We start from the raw sequence: 14,481 nt of genomic DNA, 5'->3' as shown, positions 1-14,481 counted from the left end.
AAATACTCCCCAGGTTGGCTACTACTCGAAATCAACAATCTATTCAATTTGAATTAGATACCGTTATTCCTACCCCCAGAATTATTTCCAGTTCCAGGTCGAGGAGTAACTACTCCACTGTTTCGCGATCCAAATGCTTCGTTGACAACTCTTTCCAAACTGAAAGTTCGTCGCTGTCTCGTTGTAGTTGTAGTTGTACTGTTGTTGGGTCTAAGCGAGTAGACTGGACGACCAGAACCTGTTGTACCAAATTCCAGCAAATTGGCTAGAACTTCATCTGGATTTTGGGCACTGCGGCGATCGAGAGTGAACAGCAAATTGTTGGAATTACAATTAGATGTTCCATTATTAACGTAACAAACAACAGGTAGATTATTGAGCGTTCCGGTTGTGAGGTATAAGTTGCTGAGACGACCTCCATTGCTGGCTACTGCTCTGGTCAATCTATCAGAAACAATGCGGCAGCGTTGTTGAGGAGTATAATCGGCACCGAACTCTGTGGTTCTCCAAACAACGATGGGTGATGTGGCTCGCTCGCCTCTTTCGGCGATCGTCGCATAGTTACGACCTTCGCGAACGCAACGAAAGTTTGTTGCTAATTCCTCAGTTTGATCGAGTTGGTTATTATCCTGGGCTTGCGCTTGGGATACGAACCCGACAACGCTAGAAAAAGTGAGGGCGGATACTAACAATTGAGCCAGGAATTTCTGGGATTTCATAAAGAACTCTTCCGATTAGGGCTACTTTTAAGGTACAATTTTTTTCAGGTGTTGTACCTCATCCATTTGAACTATCTGACAGGATGATTTGGCATAATGTTCCTAAAGACATTTTTTGATGATGCTGGCTCTTTAGTTGCTAATTTTGGTTAATGGATTATAAAACAGCGCGTAACTTTTTAATCGATCGGGGAACGGCTTTGCTAACCCAACGAAATCCCGATGACTTTCTGGTGCGTCTGCGATCGGGCAAAGCGCCAGTGCCGGGTCAGCTGACATCTATACTATTGGCGCTGAAAATTTCGTTCGACGCCCTCAAAGAGGAAACCTATCTCGATCGCGACCTAATTCTCGCACTGCATCTGTTGTGTTTTGAGAGTCGCCAGCTGTACGAAGTTGGCCTTAAATCTGGGATTGAGTGGCCCCCTATGTTGAATGAGGATTTGGATCGGATCGCGATCGCAGTCCGAAGTATCTTCGCTGGCACCTGGCAAGGCTAAGAACTAGGGGCTAGGGGCTAGGGGCTAGGGGCTAGGGGAAGAGAGGGAAGAGAGGGAAAAGGGAAAAGGGAAGACAGGGAAGATCTGCAAAATCCTACTCCCCCCTCTTCCCTAGTCCCTAGCCCCTAGTCTCTAGTCCCTTCATCGATTGCGGAGTTCTGATTCCAACTTGTCTAAATCGCTTTTGAGCAGAATTGTAATTTTGCCGGTGATGGGAAAACCCTGTCGGGGTTGGGCAATCTCTAACCAGTAGGCATATCTGTCGCCTAAGCGCAGTTGTCCTTGCAATGCTTCCTGTAAGGGGGCTGCTTGCCCGCGAGCTTCCCTCACCATCGCTTCGTTAGGATAAGCGTAGACTACCTGCGCTCTTTGGTAATCTTGATAGATATCCAAGCCATAGATAACTCGCAGGGATTCTTCGAGGCGATTCGCGGTCACACCATCGATCGCGTTAAACAAATCGATTTGTTCGGTGCGAATTACGCCGGGATCTCCCGCAGGAGTTGCTAAGCCCGGTGATAGGACGGAGGCTTGAAATATAAATCTCACTGCGGCGGTATCACTTTTGCGTACTAGCAGGGTTTCGCCACTGCTGGGTCGCAGGGTGGGATGGGCTTTAATCCATGCGGTAACTCGATCGGTTGTCTGACCCGGTAAGGCGTTGGCTTTTGAAGTAAAAAGTGTTCCCAAGCAGAACCAGGGAACGAGGGCAAAAGGCAAAAGAAAGACTAATTTAAATTTCATTCTTTTGCTTCACCTTCATCCTTTTTGTGGTTCTATGGCTACTTTAATTACTTTGCGATCGCGCATATCGTGAAACACTTGTTCTAAATCTTGCAGCGGTCGATATTCGCTAATCAGTAATTCAAACGGGATAACGCGACTTGCCAACAGCGATAGCGCCTCTCTTACATAAGTTGGTGTATTGTGAAACACTCCTTTGAGAGTCAGTTCGCTGTAGTGAAGTTGTTCTGTATTTACTGTAATTGTAGTATCTCGCGGACAACCACCAAATAAATTAACCGTCGCACCAGGACGGGCAGAAGCGATCGCACTTTCCCAAACCGCTGGCACACCCGTTGCTTCAATTACCACATCCGCACCCCATCCCTCTGTTACTTTTTTTACCTCTGCTGGGATGTCGCTAAATTGATGATAATTGAAAGTCTCAGATGCACCCAATTTTTTGCCAATCTCTAACCTTTGGTCATTGCCACCAAATAGGAATACTTCAACTGGATTTTGGATTTCGGATTTTGGATTTTGGATTGGGGAGTCGGAAAGTTTTGAGTTTTGAATCTCCTCTGCCCCTCTGCCCCCATGCGCCAAAGCTGCTACGAACATTAGCCCGATCGCACCATCTCCCAAAACTACCACGCGATCGCCTGCCTTCACATTAGAACGCGCCACCCCATGCAGCACGCAAGCAAGCGGTTCCGTCATCGATGCTAGGGCGTGGGGCAAGTCATCTGGAATCGGCAACAAGTTGTGCTGCACAATCGGGGCGGGAATTTTCAGGTATTCCGCAAATGTGCCGTTATTCCAAGTCAGGTTCGGACAGAGCGAATATTCCTGACGTTGACAAAAAAAACAATTCATGCAGGGAGCGGAGTTATTTGCTACTACGCGATCGCCCACCTGCCAATGTAAAACATTTTCTCCCACAGCCACAATCCGCCCTGATGCCTCGTGACCGAACAAAGTGGGAGGCCGTAGCATTTTGGCATGACCGCCGCGACGCCAGACCTTGAGGTCAGTGCCGCAAGTGGTTGCCGCCGCAACTTGAATTACAACTTCACCCGCGCCTGGAACGGGGTCAGGCACGGATTCCAGGCGTAAATTTTCTTGACCGTAAAGTACTGCTGCTAGCAAAACTTAGGAACTCACTGCAAAGAGCGGACGCGACTGCTGTTTTAGAGTATCACAATGCAGCATCCTGATGGAAAGCAGTGATGGGACTTCCTGGTAGCAGGATGTACAAAACCAATAGATGCCTTCATGGCGGATATGACGGAGTAGTCCACTTCCACAACAAGGACAAGTATTGCTGCGCGTATTCATCTGATCTTGCCTCTTCATTAAAATCTGTTAATTAAATTGAGAAATCAACGCTAATGCAGAAATGCCGACCTGGAAATGTATAATGATGTCAAAATCAAATGCTTGTTCGTAAACCGGGCTGAGTTCGAGCATTTTATAAATGTTGCTCTCCTGCTTGAACCCAATATGGATGTGCTTGTTATCTTCCCGACTCTGTTTAAATTTACCTTTTGGCCTTGTAATGGAAGAGTTCGGTTAACCGGATCGAGTTCTTCTCCTTATGAGTAAATTTACTCATTGTTCCGGGTCAAGCTCGTTATACTTAACTATAAAAGCGGTTATTTAGTTGCCTCATCTATCTGAAGGCTAATTTGCTATTTGGCGATCTTTTATGCAGAAATGCTTAATGAAGTTCTGTTTGGGCTTGGCTTGATCCCCGTACTGATTTCAGTATAATTACGTAGATTAAACAGCAGATCAATAATGGCCTCGTGATAATCACGTATAATTTTTCAACTGCTTTGGATCATTAAAACCAAAGTACGGGGATCGGCAAATATAGCCCTAGTGCGATCGCCACGTAATAGCTTATAAATTCTTTATAGCGGGTTTCAGTTCCATGAAGTACACCTGGTGAAACCGGGTTTCTTGAAGAAACCCGGTTTCTGGGGAACAGTTCAGATTAACCCTTTAATCACAACCATGTGTAGGGTGGAATTTTGTTCGATCGCCATTTTTTGATAAAATTCAATGTCGTAATCAATCAAATCTCGCAATCTAAAGTTACAGCGATGGCTTTCTTCCAAATTGCCAAATGCTTCATCCTGACTGTACTCTGTAGGCCAAATAATGATGATGTGTTTACTCCGGTACTGGCAAAATTGCAAACAATCGTGTACCTGGGAATAGAAAAAATGTTCTAGGACATCGCCGAAAACAATCAAGTCCGATCGCCAGTTAGAATTCTGCTTAATCCAGTCACGAAAATCAGCCACCACAATATCGTTGTAAACCCCTTCATAATTGGGTTTAAATTGGTCTACGTAGGGTTGCCAAACCTCAAAACCAACGATTTTAGCGGGAGGATGGGCTTGACGGCAGATTGTGCCCAGTCTGCCCGCCCCTATCCCCACATCAAAGATCGAACTGGGTTGAAATTGGCTGACAAAATTGTGCAACAATGGCTCAAAATCACCGGAGGAATAGGGCATAAAGTTTTTATTATAGCCACTTATTGCTAGGGACTAACGTGGGCAAAGTCGGCAATACCCAATATTGTTAGGTTAAGGGTATTTTTAGGCCCAGAAACCGGGTTTCTTTTAGCGCCAGACGAACAGTATTGGGGCTACAACTTCTTAGCCCCCCTTAAAAAGGGGGGTTGGATCTCTTAATACTCAGGAACCGAAGCATCAACTTCGCGACTCCAAGCAGTAATACCGCCTTTGACATTCGTACCCAAAATTCCAGCTTCCTTGAGAATACCCAGCGCTTTAGCCGATCGTCCGCCCATCTTACAATGTGCAATCAAACGATGACCGTTGAGCAATTCTTTAACCTTCTCAATACCATTACCGTTTTCGATATCCGGTAATGGCACTAAAACAGAACCGGGAATCTTAGCAATTTCGTACTCATTCGGATTGCGAACATCAAGCAGTAGAAAATCATCAGCACCGCTATCAAGCAGCTGCTTCAATTCTAGGACAGTCATTTCTTGCATTTCCATCTGGCGTTGAAGCTCCTCTGCCTTTGCTTGGGGAATACCGCAGAATTGTTCGTAGTCTATCAACTTTTCAATCACCGGACGGACAGGATTAGGTCGCAGTTTCAATTCCCGGAACTTCATTTCCAGCGCGTTGAAAAGCACCAGTCTACCGCTGAGAGTTGTGCCTTTTCCTAATATAATTTTGACGGTTTCCGTTGCTTGGATCACACCAATAATTCCCGGCAAAATACCCAAAACGCCACCTTCAGCGCAAGAAGGAACCATCCCTGGTGGCGGCGGTTCCGGGTACAAGTCGCGGTAATTCGGGCCACCTTCGTAGTTAAAGACGGTAGCTTGTCCTTCAAACCGGAAGATGGAACCGTAGACGTTTGGCTTATTGAGCAAAACGCAGGCATCGTTTACTAGGTAGCGGGTGGGGAAGTTGTCGGTGCCATCCACTACAATGTCATAAGGTTTGATGATGTCGAGGGCGTTTTCTGAACTAATCCGGGTTTCGTACAAGTCTATCTGGCAATTCGGGTTGATTTCCAGAATCCGGTTTTTGGCAGACTCAATTTTGGGTTTACCTACCCAAGATGTACCGTGTATGACTTGGCGTTGCAGGTTGGAACTGTCGACAATATCGAAATCCACAATACCTATACGTCCGATTCCTGCGGCGGCGAGGTACAGTAGCAGTGGAGAACCCAGTCCACCCGTACCGATGCAGAGGACGCTGGCAGCTTTGAGGCGTTTTTGCCCTTCCAGTCCTACTTCTGGTAAAATCAGGTGACGGGAGTAGCGTTCGTATTCTTCTTTGGATAACTGGATTTCATCCAGATTGGGATTGAGCATGGCAGTCTGATAGGGAAGAGCGGATTTAGATCCTATCTAAAAAGAGTATCCTTTGTGTGTTTGCGTTTCTCTAATTTTTATAATTTGTTTTATATTTCGGTGATAATTTCCTCTGGCTGAAACTGGTGGCTGTCGTCTAGACACCAGCTTTGCAGTTCCCCTGCTTTGCTTTGCGGCACTGAGACAATGATATAAGAATACACCGGCCATGCGATCGCGCGATCCATTTCTGAGGGAATCGCTGGGTTATCCGGGTGGGAGTGGTAAATGCCAATGATGTTGAGAGACCGATCGCGTGCTTGCCGTTGTGCTTTTAGCATATCACCAGGTGCGATCGCATATCGCCGCTTTTTGCTCGCCTCCCCTTCTCCCTCTGGGAAATCATCTGCCGCTTCAGCACTCCAGGCATTCTCGGTAGCCCAAATTTCCACTACAGTTTTCCCATCATCACCTGAATGTCCCACCACAATGCCGCAGCACTCTTCTGGATAGGTGCTTTCAGCGTGAGTGCGGATACCTTGGAGATGGTGAAGTTGAAGTTTGATAGTCACAAATAAAGGTAGCGATCGTGCAAGATCTGATATAGAGTCACCAATTAACTAGAGGTTATCTGATGTTCCTAACTATCAAAGATTTAGAACAAGTACAATCCGAACATCCCGATTGGCAATACGAGTTAGTAGATGGAAAGATTGTTATTATGGGCCCATGCGATTACACATCAGACGAAATTGGTTCTCGGTTACTAATTTTCTTAGGTATGTGGTTACTACCACGCAATCTAGGTCGCCTGACTGGTTCCAGTGCTGGCTTTATCTTACCTAACTCAAACTTACGTGCGCCAGATGTTTCCTTTGTCCGCGCCGAAAGACTTAAGCGCAGTCAGCGAAATTTTGTTGAGTTAGTTCCCGATTTGATGGTAGAAATTAAGTCTAAAACCGATCGCATTAAGCCCATCGAAGAGAAAATTGACTTATTCCTGAGACTGGGAACAGATGTGGGGATTTTGATCGACCCCGATAAACTAACTGTAACAGTTTATCGACTGAACGCTCAACCCCAAGTACTCCGCGATGGCGACATCCTCACCATACCAACGTTGTGCCCCGGTTGGGAATTGCCAATTGCCGAACTTTGGCCTCCTGTCTTCGAGTAAAGGCAATCAGGAATTAGTTTTTAGCCTTTCGATTAAAGATTCCAGCTTTTCTTTGACTTCCACTACTCCGCTGATGAGGCGATCGTACTCAGCGATATTTAAGTAGTCTAATTCATAACTGAATAATAGGTAATATTCCAACTCAATTGCTGAATCTGCTGCCACTTCAAGTAAATTCACTTGTTCCCCTCTGTCATCTCTGGCGCATCCCTGCGCGATTTTGATGGGGACGGCAGAACTAGCTAAACGAATCTGTTGCGTTAATCCCAGTATCTCCTTTTCGGGAAACTCGCTTGTCGTTTCATAAACTGCTACTGTCAGTTCATGGGCTTTTTCCCATTCCGGTAATTCTCTGAAGTCTCTCATCTTGTCTTTCGGCTATCTATCTGCATCTGTCAATGTTAAATATTATTTCATCAAATCGGCGCGATTGTTTTCTGGTTGCTTGGTGATACAATAGAATTATGTTTGAATAATTTTCTTAATAATGGTAATTTGTTCTAAATTTTTACAACCACAAACATCCCATTATTAAGGTAATCACTCTAATATACAGCAAAACCGCGTTGAGATCAACACTACTTACAAGAAAAATTTAATGTAAAGCACTGACTCCCAGATAGAGTTCGCCGACTTTGGGGTCATTCAACAATTCTATGCCGGGGCCAGAGAAGCGATCGCGTCCAGCCTCCAACACATAACCGCGATCGGACATTTCCAGAGCTTTCCGAGCATTTTGCTCCACCAGCACAATAGCAGTTCCCGTCTGATTAATCTGTTTAATCTGCTCAAAAACATTGTTTACCAGAATAGGAGACAATGCAGCCGAAGGTTCATCCAGCAGCAGCAGACTCGGTTCTAGCATCAAAGCTTTTCCCATCGCCAACATTTGGCGTTCCCCGCCAGAGAGAGTCCCAGCACGTTGGTGGCGGCGCTTTGCCAAAACGGGAAAAGAAGCAAAAATTTTATCCTTGAGGGGTTGTAAAGAGATATTGCGAATAAAAGCGCCCATATCTAAATTTTCTTCCACCGAAAGGGAAGGGAAAACATTGGCGATTTGGGGAACGTAGCACATTCCGCGCTGAACGATTCGATCGGATTTCAAGCCAGCAATGTTTTCGCCTTTGAAAGTTATTTTGCCTCGGTGGGGTGTGAGAAGTCCAAAGATAGTTTTAGCCAGCGTTGATTTACCGGCACCATTTGGGCCGATCGCCGCCACCAATTCACCAGGATAAATTTTGAAATTGACGCCTTGCAGGATATCCAAATCTTTGACATACCCTGCATAAACATCTTCAACTTCTAATAAGGGTTCGTTAGTCATTAGTCAGTTGTCAGTTGTCAGTTGTCAGTTGTCAGTTGTCAGTTGTCATTGGTAAATCTCTTCCCCTCTTCCCCCTAGCCCCTAGCCCCTAGCCCCTAGCTCCTTCTTCCGCTGTCAGTTGTCATTGGGAAATTTAAGATTGAAGAATGGCAGATTTCAAATTTATTTTGAATTGACAATTTTAAATCTGAAATCTGCAATCTAAAATTAACTACTGAGGAGTTTTTTGCAAATCTGGGCGTTCTTCTGGGACGATCGCCCCTTCTACAGGACATACTTGCAAACAAATGCCACAGTCAATACAGGTGGCAAAATGTTAGAGTCGATATGGGCATTGCTACCCCTACCTCTCCTTCAGAACCGGACGTGAGACTTTCGCCTCATCCGGCTCCTCAATAACTCCATCCTTGTTATGGATACGATTCAAAACGGGTTATCTTCGTAGCTCTTAAGGGAGCCGTCGTTAGCCGTTTTTGTGTCGTGGCAATGTTTGTGTAGAAGTCTTAGGTTATCGTAGGTATCTTTACCACCTAGCGATTTTGGTTTGTCATGGTCAACTTCTACAATGTCTGTACTTGTGAAGTACAGACCACAGTGGGTGCATTTACCCTGTTGTCTCTTGAGTAATTTTGCAACTCTGTTAGAGGTTCCAGGGTATTCTCCACGTCGTTTACTCCAGTAAATCCAGTTACCGTTGTATGGACTAGCTTCCCCTTTCACTTTGACGTGCCTTACAATTGGCGTCGCTGCATGATCGGCTAACTCTAATCCATCCTCTGTACTGAAACACCAATTTCGATCTCCTACTGTTCGCCAGTACTTGCCCTTATTGATGTCACCTTTCCCCCTATTCCTAGCCCAGGCTCTTAACTTATCCCATACCAAATGGTCAACCTTTGAGAAGGTTTCCTTGCTGACTACTGTTGAGTAATAGTTTGACCATCCCCTAATGATTGGATTCAGCTTGCTAATCAGGGCAGCTTGAGGGGCAGTCTTGTGAGCATCTATTACTTCAGCAATCTTCTTCAGGTGGGTTTTTATTTTGGCTTTGCTAGGGGTGATTAGTGTGTTAAAACCCAGCGGTTTTCCATGAGAACTCTTGGCACATCGGTAGTTACCTGATTTGTGCTGTTGGATGTGGAATCCTAGAAACTCAAACCCAGTATTACCTTCGTATTCGCTGTAGGTGTGGGTTAGTTTTGTTTTGTTTGGTTTTAACTCCAATCCAATGTCACTTAACCATTCTGCAATTATTTTCTGACAGGTTTGTACTACGTTGATATCTTCGTGTATTATCACAAAGTCATCTGCGTATCGAACTAAGCTCAGGGCTTGTCGGTTTTTCTCTTTTTGCCCCTTTAGCGTTTCTGCGTATTGCTTAACCCGCTCCTCCATACCGTGTAAGGCAATATTCGCCAGTAGGGGGGAAATTACCCCTCCTTGTGGTGTACCCTCATTGGTAGGGAATAACTCACCCTGGTCAATAACCCCGGCTTTGAGCCATGCTTTTATCTGCCGTCTCATTGTCGGGAAAGTATTGGCCTTTGTTAGTAGCGCTTCATGGTTTATACGGTCGAAACATTTTGCAATATCAGCATCCAGCACGTATTTGGCTTTTTGACTGATGATGTTGTAAATTGCTCCTATCGCATCGTGACACGAACGTCCTGGTCTGAAACCGTAACTGTTTGGCTCGAACTTGGCCTCCCATTCTGGTTCCAGCGTTAATTTTACTAACGCTTGCAAAGCCCGGTCATATACCGTCGGTATTCCTAGTGGTCGTTTTTCCTCTGTTCCTGGTTTGGGAATCATCACCCTACGGGCGGGTTTGGATTTACCAGTGATTCTCAGGCTGCTTGCCAAGGTCATACGGCGTCTTGGGGTCAATGTTTTCACACCATCCACGCCCGCTGTATTCTTCCCTTGATTATCCTGAGTGACCCTTCTAACCGCAATACACTTTGCAGACCAAGACCTAATCAAGGTCTTCTGAAGTTTGCGAACTGCTTTAACATCGCCACGCTCACTCGCTTGGAAAATTCGCTTTTGCAACTTGAAAGTTACCCTCTCCAGCTTTCGCCAGTTAAGGTCTTTCCATTCCACCGTCAGATTGTTCTGCGTATTAGACTTATTCATTGCTACTTGTCTTTCTTCCTTTTGGAGTTATCGTGTATCCGTCTGCATATCCTCACCATTACAGTGAGGCATTCGCTTCTGATACAATCCCGCCCCTACATACCGTTTGTTAGCTACTTACTGGATTTTCGACCTTCCAGAGATATATAAGGGTTACTTCGTTCCGATTACACCTGTTGAGTCTTTAGCGTGATGCTATCCACCGGGTTTGTGGGCGGTGCTTGTAGGTCGGGGATCGAATCGCCTACGCCCTATCCTTGCCTTTTGGCTTGGTGTTTTCCAGGGATTCCTGGATTAGCCGTTACACCATTTGGTATGACGATGGTTCAGACACATCTTTGCTTTCGCTACGCATGGACTCTTGCTCGACAGTTACCAAATTCGGCTATCAGTATTCTGTCTTTTACCCCCGCTTTACCCTGATGGTTGCTACCTCATCAAAATAGGGGATATGCTTTCACCTCTGCACTTGAGGGGAAGGACTTGCACCTTCAAATGTAATCAGTTGTCACCAGCCTCATCGACTGGGCTAACCGTCCTGCAAGCTTTTCAGCTTGCTTTAGGCTAAACGAATCGCACCGATCCAGTACCAGTCAGTACCTTTAGCATTTTTGCCTGGGCCTTCGTGAATGCAAGCAACGGGACAGGCGTCCACGCAATCGGCAACGCCTTCGCAAGTATTGGTAACAATCGTGTGCGGCAAAGTGTTCTCTCTCTCAAAATTCGGCAGACTAGACCGGATAGAAATCTTGTTCTAACCTACATTACGGATTTTAATGCCTTTTTTCTCACAGCGCTTCAATCGTTGGTGACCCTTCCCCTTCGATCCAGGCAATTTGGCGGATGCGGCGACGAAGAGCGTAGTCCCGGATAGCATCTCGATCGCGTCCGATCAAATCTATTTCCACTCGTACTAAATTAACCGAATCTCTGAGAGTTTGGGCATAAGCAAAAGCAGCGGGATAAGCTTGGGGAGTTTCGGGTACCACTAACCAGTCGATCCCAGGCGTTTGGTGGGGTAACTGAGCGGTAGGCAGCAAAGCTTGGTGAAGGTCTTCTATATTAAGGCCAAAGCCGATACCGGGAACGTTTTGTCCTTGGGGATGATAAAGGCTCAGCAATTGGTCGTAGCGACCTCCCTGTCCCAAAACGCGCTTTCCTGTTTCAGTTTCGCCGACTACTTCAAACACTATGCCAGTGTAGTAGTCAAAGGTTTGAATTAAGCTGAGGTCGAGAATCACCCTAGAAGCGATCGCAGATCCATCACTTAACTTCGGAAAACCTCCTTCTAGTAAATCTACAAGAGATTTAAGATGATTGAGAGCTTCTTGCTGAGGCGGCTGTAGTTCTAGATGGGCAACTTTTTGCAGCACGTCAGCTGGACGTCCGCGCAAATCTAGTAACATCAAAGCTCGATCGCGGAGTTCCTCTGAGAGAGGCAGTGTTTCCAGGGTAACGCGATCGAGATGTGCTAGAGCCCGCCGCACCTTATCTTGCAAAACATCCGGGAAAGGAGAAAGCAAACTTCGAGTCAGTCCCGCCTCTCCCAAAATCAAATACCAATTGCTCAAACCCAGAGTCTGCATACATTCTGCCAGCAGCAGCAAAATCTCCGCATCCGCCAGCAATCCGCCGCCGCCGATCAGTTCCACCCCAGCTTGGTAGAACTCCTGCTGATTGTTGTGGCTACCTTCTGGCGATCGGCGAAACACATTGGCATTGTAATACAGGCGCTGAGGATAGGTGACGCCAGCCATCCGGGTTACTGCCGTCCGTGCGATACTAGCAGTCAGTTCTGGGCGCAATCCCAGTCCCTCCTCCTCTGCATTTTGCAATTGCAGAACCGTTGAGCGATCGATCGCCCCGCCAGCCATCAGAGTATCCAACCGCTCGATCGTTGAAGTAATAATCCGGTGATAGCCCCACCGATGATATACCTGCTGCAAGCGGTCTTCAATCCAGCGTTTCTGGGCGACATCGAGGGGCAATAAATCCCTAGCACCAGGCGCATAAAAATTGAGTCCTTTCTCATCTGGGCGGTTAAAAGTTCCGCCTTTGGTATCCCCCCTTTTTGGAGGAAAAGAGGGGGGTGATTGATGCACCATTATTTTTTCTTCTCGTTCTTCTCTGACTTTTTACCAAACAGACCAAATAAACCACCACTGCTTTTTTCAGCTTCCTTCTTCTTAGCAGCAGAAGCGGATTTTTCTGCCAGCTTTTCCATCAATTTTTTGACTTCTAATGCTGTTGGTTCTTGAGGATTGAACTTCAAAGCCTGATTCATGTGAATCTTAGCCATTGTTCCCTGGTCTTGCTTCCAATAAGCCATTGCCAGTAGCGCGTGACAGCGACTGTTATTTGGCTCCATTTTGAGCGCATCCTTCATTTCCAAAAGCGCTTTAGCAGGATAGTTTTTGTCGAGATAATCTGCGGCGCGACGGCAATAAGTCTCAGTCGGTGAAGTTTCCTGCTTTTCAATTTTCTTTTCAGTCACAGCTGCTGTTACTTGTCCTGGTGGTTTTGTCGTACCTGCTGTTGTCGATTTTGGAGGAGTCTGTTGATCTCTAGTACTTTGCCCCAGACTCGCTTTTCTGAGCAAGTAAATCAAATTCAGTTCGCTGATTTCAGCAATTTGTTCTAGAACTCGATCGAGCGTTTCATATTCCTTCTCCGCCAAGCTTTGGAGTACGGTTTTATACTCTACATCCAAGTTGCCTGCTTTGTTTAACTTCTTGGCTGCTTCGCTATGAATTTCGATTTTGTTTTGTTCCTGAACGAGGCGTTTGCCCATGCGACTCAAAAGAGCATTATGTTCAGCCCGACTTTGATCCCCAAACAGGTGTTCGTAAGCTGGATTTACCAGTTTTGCAAATAACTGGCTTGCCTGCTGTTTTACTGGTTCGCTTTCCGCAGTGCAGCTGTCAGGATGCAGGCGACGGGAAATTTTGAGATATCGTTTGCGGATATCGTTGGGCGCAGCATCCAATGGGACTCCCAAAACTGCGTGGTGATCCGTAAACTCTAACTTGAATAGTCCTCGTTCTATATTAAAAGCCATAGTGTAGTTTCCGAGTTTTGCAGCGATTAAATCTAGTGTACTTCGCCACATCTAACGATGCGCTAGGGTAAATTTACGGCATTACTCCAACCCTGATAACGGACGAACCTGCATAAGTTCGCTACTGAGGCTGTGATGAATGTGACCGTTGGTGGCGAGAATTCGGCCTGAATCAATTTGCAAAGAACTGCGATCGTAAGCGGTTACCTTACCACCTGCCTCCTGTACCAGTACTATTCCTGCCGCTATATCCCAAGGAGAAAGTCCTCTTTCCCAGTATCCATCAAGACGACCGCAAGCGACATGGGCTAGATCTAGGGATGCTGAGCCGCTGCGCCGGACGCCTTGGGTAAGATGGGTGAGGTGACAAAACTCGGCGTAGTTGTTGTCAGCTGTCTCTCTGCGATCGTAGGCAAAGCCTGTAACCAACAAGCTCTTGCTCAGATCGGATGTTGCGGAAACTCGGATGGGGCGACGGTTGCGCGTTGCGCCCAAACCTTTGGCAGCGCGAAACAGTTCGTTGTGAAATGGATCGAAAATAGCACCTACTTGGGGAATTCCGTCAATCAAAAGTCCGATCGAGGTGGCGAAAAAGGGGTACTGGTGGGCAAAGTTGGTAGTACCATCTAGGGGATCGATCGCCCAGAGGTATTCACTTTTATTTTCTCCCAGTCTCCCTGATTCTTCTGCCAGGATGGAATGGTCGGGAAAGTGGCGGCGTAAAATTTCCAGGATGGTGGCTTCGGCGGCTTTATCTGCTGCCGTTAGTAAATCCCCCGGACGCCCTTTTTCTTCAATCTCTTCTAATTTTCCTAAATAGGATTGTAGGACTGTACCGGCTGCCAGAGCGGCTTCGGTGGCAATCTCCAGGAATGTTTGCAGTTGTTCGGGGGTGTTGCGATTCATCTTTCAGGGGCTAGAAAAGTCAAAAGTCAAAAGTCAAAAGTCAAAAGTCAAAAGTCAAAAGTCAAAAGTCAAAAGTCAAAAG

General features: G+C 46.2%; 14 protein-coding genes and 2 pseudogenes. 2 read left to right on the top strand and 14 right to left on the bottom strand.

What is annotated here, in order from left to right:
- Nucleotides 1–53 precede the first annotated feature (53 nt).
- Complete coding sequence (locus tag LAY57_RS10435; RefSeq protein WP_249066360.1) at nucleotides 54–719, bottom strand: COP23 domain-containing protein; 666 nt, start codon at nucleotides 717–719, stop codon at nucleotides 54–56.
- Nucleotides 720–871: 152 nt separating this feature from the next.
- Here LAY57_RS10435 and LAY57_RS10430 point away from each other — a divergent pair, with 152 nt between their 5' ends.
- Nucleotides 872–1,219 carry a Dethiobiotin synthetase gene (locus tag LAY57_RS10430; protein WP_249066359.1) on the top strand — a complete coding sequence of 116 codons (348 nt, stop codon included), beginning with the start codon at nucleotides 872–874 and terminating at the stop codon, nucleotides 1,217–1,219.
- A 141-nt stretch (nucleotides 1,220–1,360) separates the two neighbouring features.
- Here LAY57_RS10430 and LAY57_RS10425 read toward each other — a convergent pair whose 3' ends face one another.
- From LAY57_RS10425 to LAY57_RS10405, 5 genes are all read right to left on the bottom strand, one after another.
- Nucleotides 1,361–1,963, bottom strand: coding sequence for a hypothetical protein (locus LAY57_RS10425; protein ID WP_249066358.1), 603 nt, complete (start codon nucleotides 1,961–1,963; stop codon nucleotides 1,361–1,363).
- A gap of 15 nt (nucleotides 1,964–1,978) precedes the next feature.
- Complete coding sequence (locus LAY57_RS10420; protein WP_249066357.1) at nucleotides 1,979–3,091, bottom strand: zinc-dependent alcohol dehydrogenase; 1,113 nt, start codon at nucleotides 3,089–3,091, stop codon at nucleotides 1,979–1,981.
- Between the two features lie 845 nt (nucleotides 3,092–3,936).
- The gene (locus tag LAY57_RS10415; protein ID WP_249066356.1) at nucleotides 3,937–4,470 is read right to left on the bottom strand and encodes a class I SAM-dependent methyltransferase; all 534 of its coding nucleotides are present in this window, start codon (nucleotides 4,468–4,470) and stop codon (nucleotides 3,937–3,939) included.
- 176 nt (nucleotides 4,471–4,646) lie between these two features.
- Nucleotides 4,647–5,819, bottom strand: coding sequence for a molybdopterin-synthase adenylyltransferase MoeB (gene moeB, locus LAY57_RS10410; protein ID WP_249066355.1), 1,173 nt, complete (start codon nucleotides 5,817–5,819; stop codon nucleotides 4,647–4,649).
- Nucleotides 5,820–5,908: 89 nt separating this feature from the next.
- A complete protein-coding gene (locus tag LAY57_RS10405) occupies nucleotides 5,909–6,370 on the bottom strand; it encodes a M67 family metallopeptidase (RefSeq protein WP_249066354.1) in 462 nt (153 codons plus the stop codon).
- Between the two features lie 62 nt (nucleotides 6,371–6,432).
- Here LAY57_RS10405 and LAY57_RS10400 point away from each other — a divergent pair, with 62 nt between their 5' ends.
- On the top strand, nucleotides 6,433–6,975 hold the full coding sequence (locus LAY57_RS10400; RefSeq protein WP_249066353.1) for a Uma2 family endonuclease: 543 nt from the start codon (nucleotides 6,433–6,435) through the stop codon (nucleotides 6,973–6,975).
- A 6-nt stretch (nucleotides 6,976–6,981) separates the two neighbouring features.
- On the opposite strand, the gene LAY57_RS10395 is transcribed toward LAY57_RS10400, so the two are convergent.
- The 8 genes and pseudogenes from LAY57_RS10395 to LAY57_RS10360 form a co-directional block, all read right to left on the bottom strand.
- A complete protein-coding gene (locus tag LAY57_RS10395) occupies nucleotides 6,982–7,341 on the bottom strand; it encodes a four helix bundle protein (protein WP_249066352.1) in 360 nt (119 codons plus the stop codon).
- Nucleotides 7,342–7,570: 229 nt separating this feature from the next.
- Nucleotides 7,571–8,299, bottom strand: coding sequence for an ABC transporter ATP-binding protein (locus LAY57_RS10390; RefSeq protein WP_249066351.1), 729 nt, complete (start codon nucleotides 8,297–8,299; stop codon nucleotides 7,571–7,573).
- 211 nt (nucleotides 8,300–8,510) lie between these two features.
- A pseudogene (locus LAY57_RS10385) lies at nucleotides 8,511–8,612 on the bottom strand (4Fe-4S binding protein); the annotation flags it as partial.
- 110 nt (nucleotides 8,613–8,722) lie between these two features.
- Complete coding sequence (gene ltrA, locus LAY57_RS10380) at nucleotides 8,723–10,435, bottom strand: group II intron reverse transcriptase/maturase (RefSeq protein ID WP_249066350.1); 1,713 nt, start codon at nucleotides 10,433–10,435, stop codon at nucleotides 8,723–8,725.
- Between the two features lie 580 nt (nucleotides 10,436–11,015).
- Nucleotides 11,016–11,138: pseudogene (locus LAY57_RS10375) on the bottom strand (ferredoxin family protein); the annotation flags it as partial.
- A gap of 85 nt (nucleotides 11,139–11,223) precedes the next feature.
- Nucleotides 11,224–12,540: an ATP phosphoribosyltransferase regulatory subunit gene (locus LAY57_RS10370; RefSeq protein WP_249066349.1), complete on the bottom strand. Its 1,317-nt coding sequence runs from the start codon at nucleotides 12,538–12,540 to the stop codon at nucleotides 11,224–11,226.
- Nucleotides 12,540–13,493 (bottom strand): J domain-containing protein, encoded by a 954-nt coding sequence (locus tag LAY57_RS10365; protein ID WP_249066348.1) that lies wholly within the window; start codon nucleotides 13,491–13,493, stop codon nucleotides 12,540–12,542. The genes LAY57_RS10370 and LAY57_RS10365 overlap by 1 nt, the downstream gene beginning before the upstream one ends.
- 81 nt (nucleotides 13,494–13,574) lie before the next feature.
- Nucleotides 13,575–14,399, bottom strand: a complete 825-nt coding sequence (locus tag LAY57_RS10360) for an inositol monophosphatase family protein (protein WP_249066347.1) — start codon at nucleotides 14,397–14,399, stop codon at nucleotides 13,575–13,577.
- Nucleotides 14,400–14,481: the final 82 nt, after the last annotated feature.

Origin of the sequence: Argonema antarcticum A004/B2, assembly GCF_023333585.1 — a bacterium.
Lineage (GTDB): Bacteria > Cyanobacteriota > Cyanobacteriia > Cyanobacteriales > Aerosakkonemataceae > Argonema > Argonema antarcticum.
The sequence above is the reverse complement of the archived record's forward strand: the minus strand, read 5'-3'. Positions and strand labels throughout refer to the sequence as shown.

Excerpts from the sequence above, each read along its gene's own strand:
- ltrA (WP_249066350.1), bottom strand. The coding sequence starts at position 10,435 with ATGAATAAGTCTAATACGCAGAACAATCTGACGGTGGAATGGAAAGAC.
- LAY57_RS10430 (WP_249066359.1), top strand. The coding sequence starts at position 872 with ATGGATTATAAAACAGCGCGTAACTTTTTAATCGATCGGGGAACGGCT.
- LAY57_RS10425 (WP_249066358.1), bottom strand. The coding sequence starts at position 1,963 with ATGAAATTTAAATTAGTCTTTCTTTTGCCTTTTGCCCTCGTTCCCTGG.
- moeB (WP_249066355.1), bottom strand. The coding sequence starts at position 5,819 with ATGCTCAATCCCAATCTGGATGAAATCCAGTTATCCAAAGAAGAATAC.
- LAY57_RS10365 (WP_249066348.1), bottom strand. The coding sequence starts at position 13,493 with ATGGCTTTTAATATAGAACGAGGACTATTCAAGTTAGAGTTTACGGAT.
- LAY57_RS10395 (WP_249066352.1), bottom strand. The coding sequence starts at position 7,341 with ATGAGAGACTTCAGAGAATTACCGGAATGGGAAAAAGCCCATGAACTG.
- LAY57_RS10415 (WP_249066356.1), bottom strand. The coding sequence starts at position 4,470 with ATGCCCTATTCCTCCGGTGATTTTGAGCCATTGTTGCACAATTTTGTC.
- LAY57_RS10390 (WP_249066351.1), bottom strand. The coding sequence starts at position 8,299 with ATGACTAACGAACCCTTATTAGAAGTTGAAGATGTTTATGCAGGGTAT.
- LAY57_RS10370 (WP_249066349.1), bottom strand. The coding sequence starts at position 12,540 with ATGGTGCATCAATCACCCCCCTCTTTTCCTCCAAAAAGGGGGGATACC.
- LAY57_RS10400 (WP_249066353.1), top strand. The coding sequence starts at position 6,433 with ATGTTCCTAACTATCAAAGATTTAGAACAAGTACAATCCGAACATCCC.
- LAY57_RS10435 (WP_249066360.1), bottom strand. The coding sequence starts at position 719 with ATGAAATCCCAGAAATTCCTGGCTCAATTGTTAGTATCCGCCCTCACT.
- LAY57_RS10360 (WP_249066347.1), bottom strand. The coding sequence starts at position 14,399 with ATGAATCGCAACACCCCCGAACAACTGCAAACATTCCTGGAGATTGCC.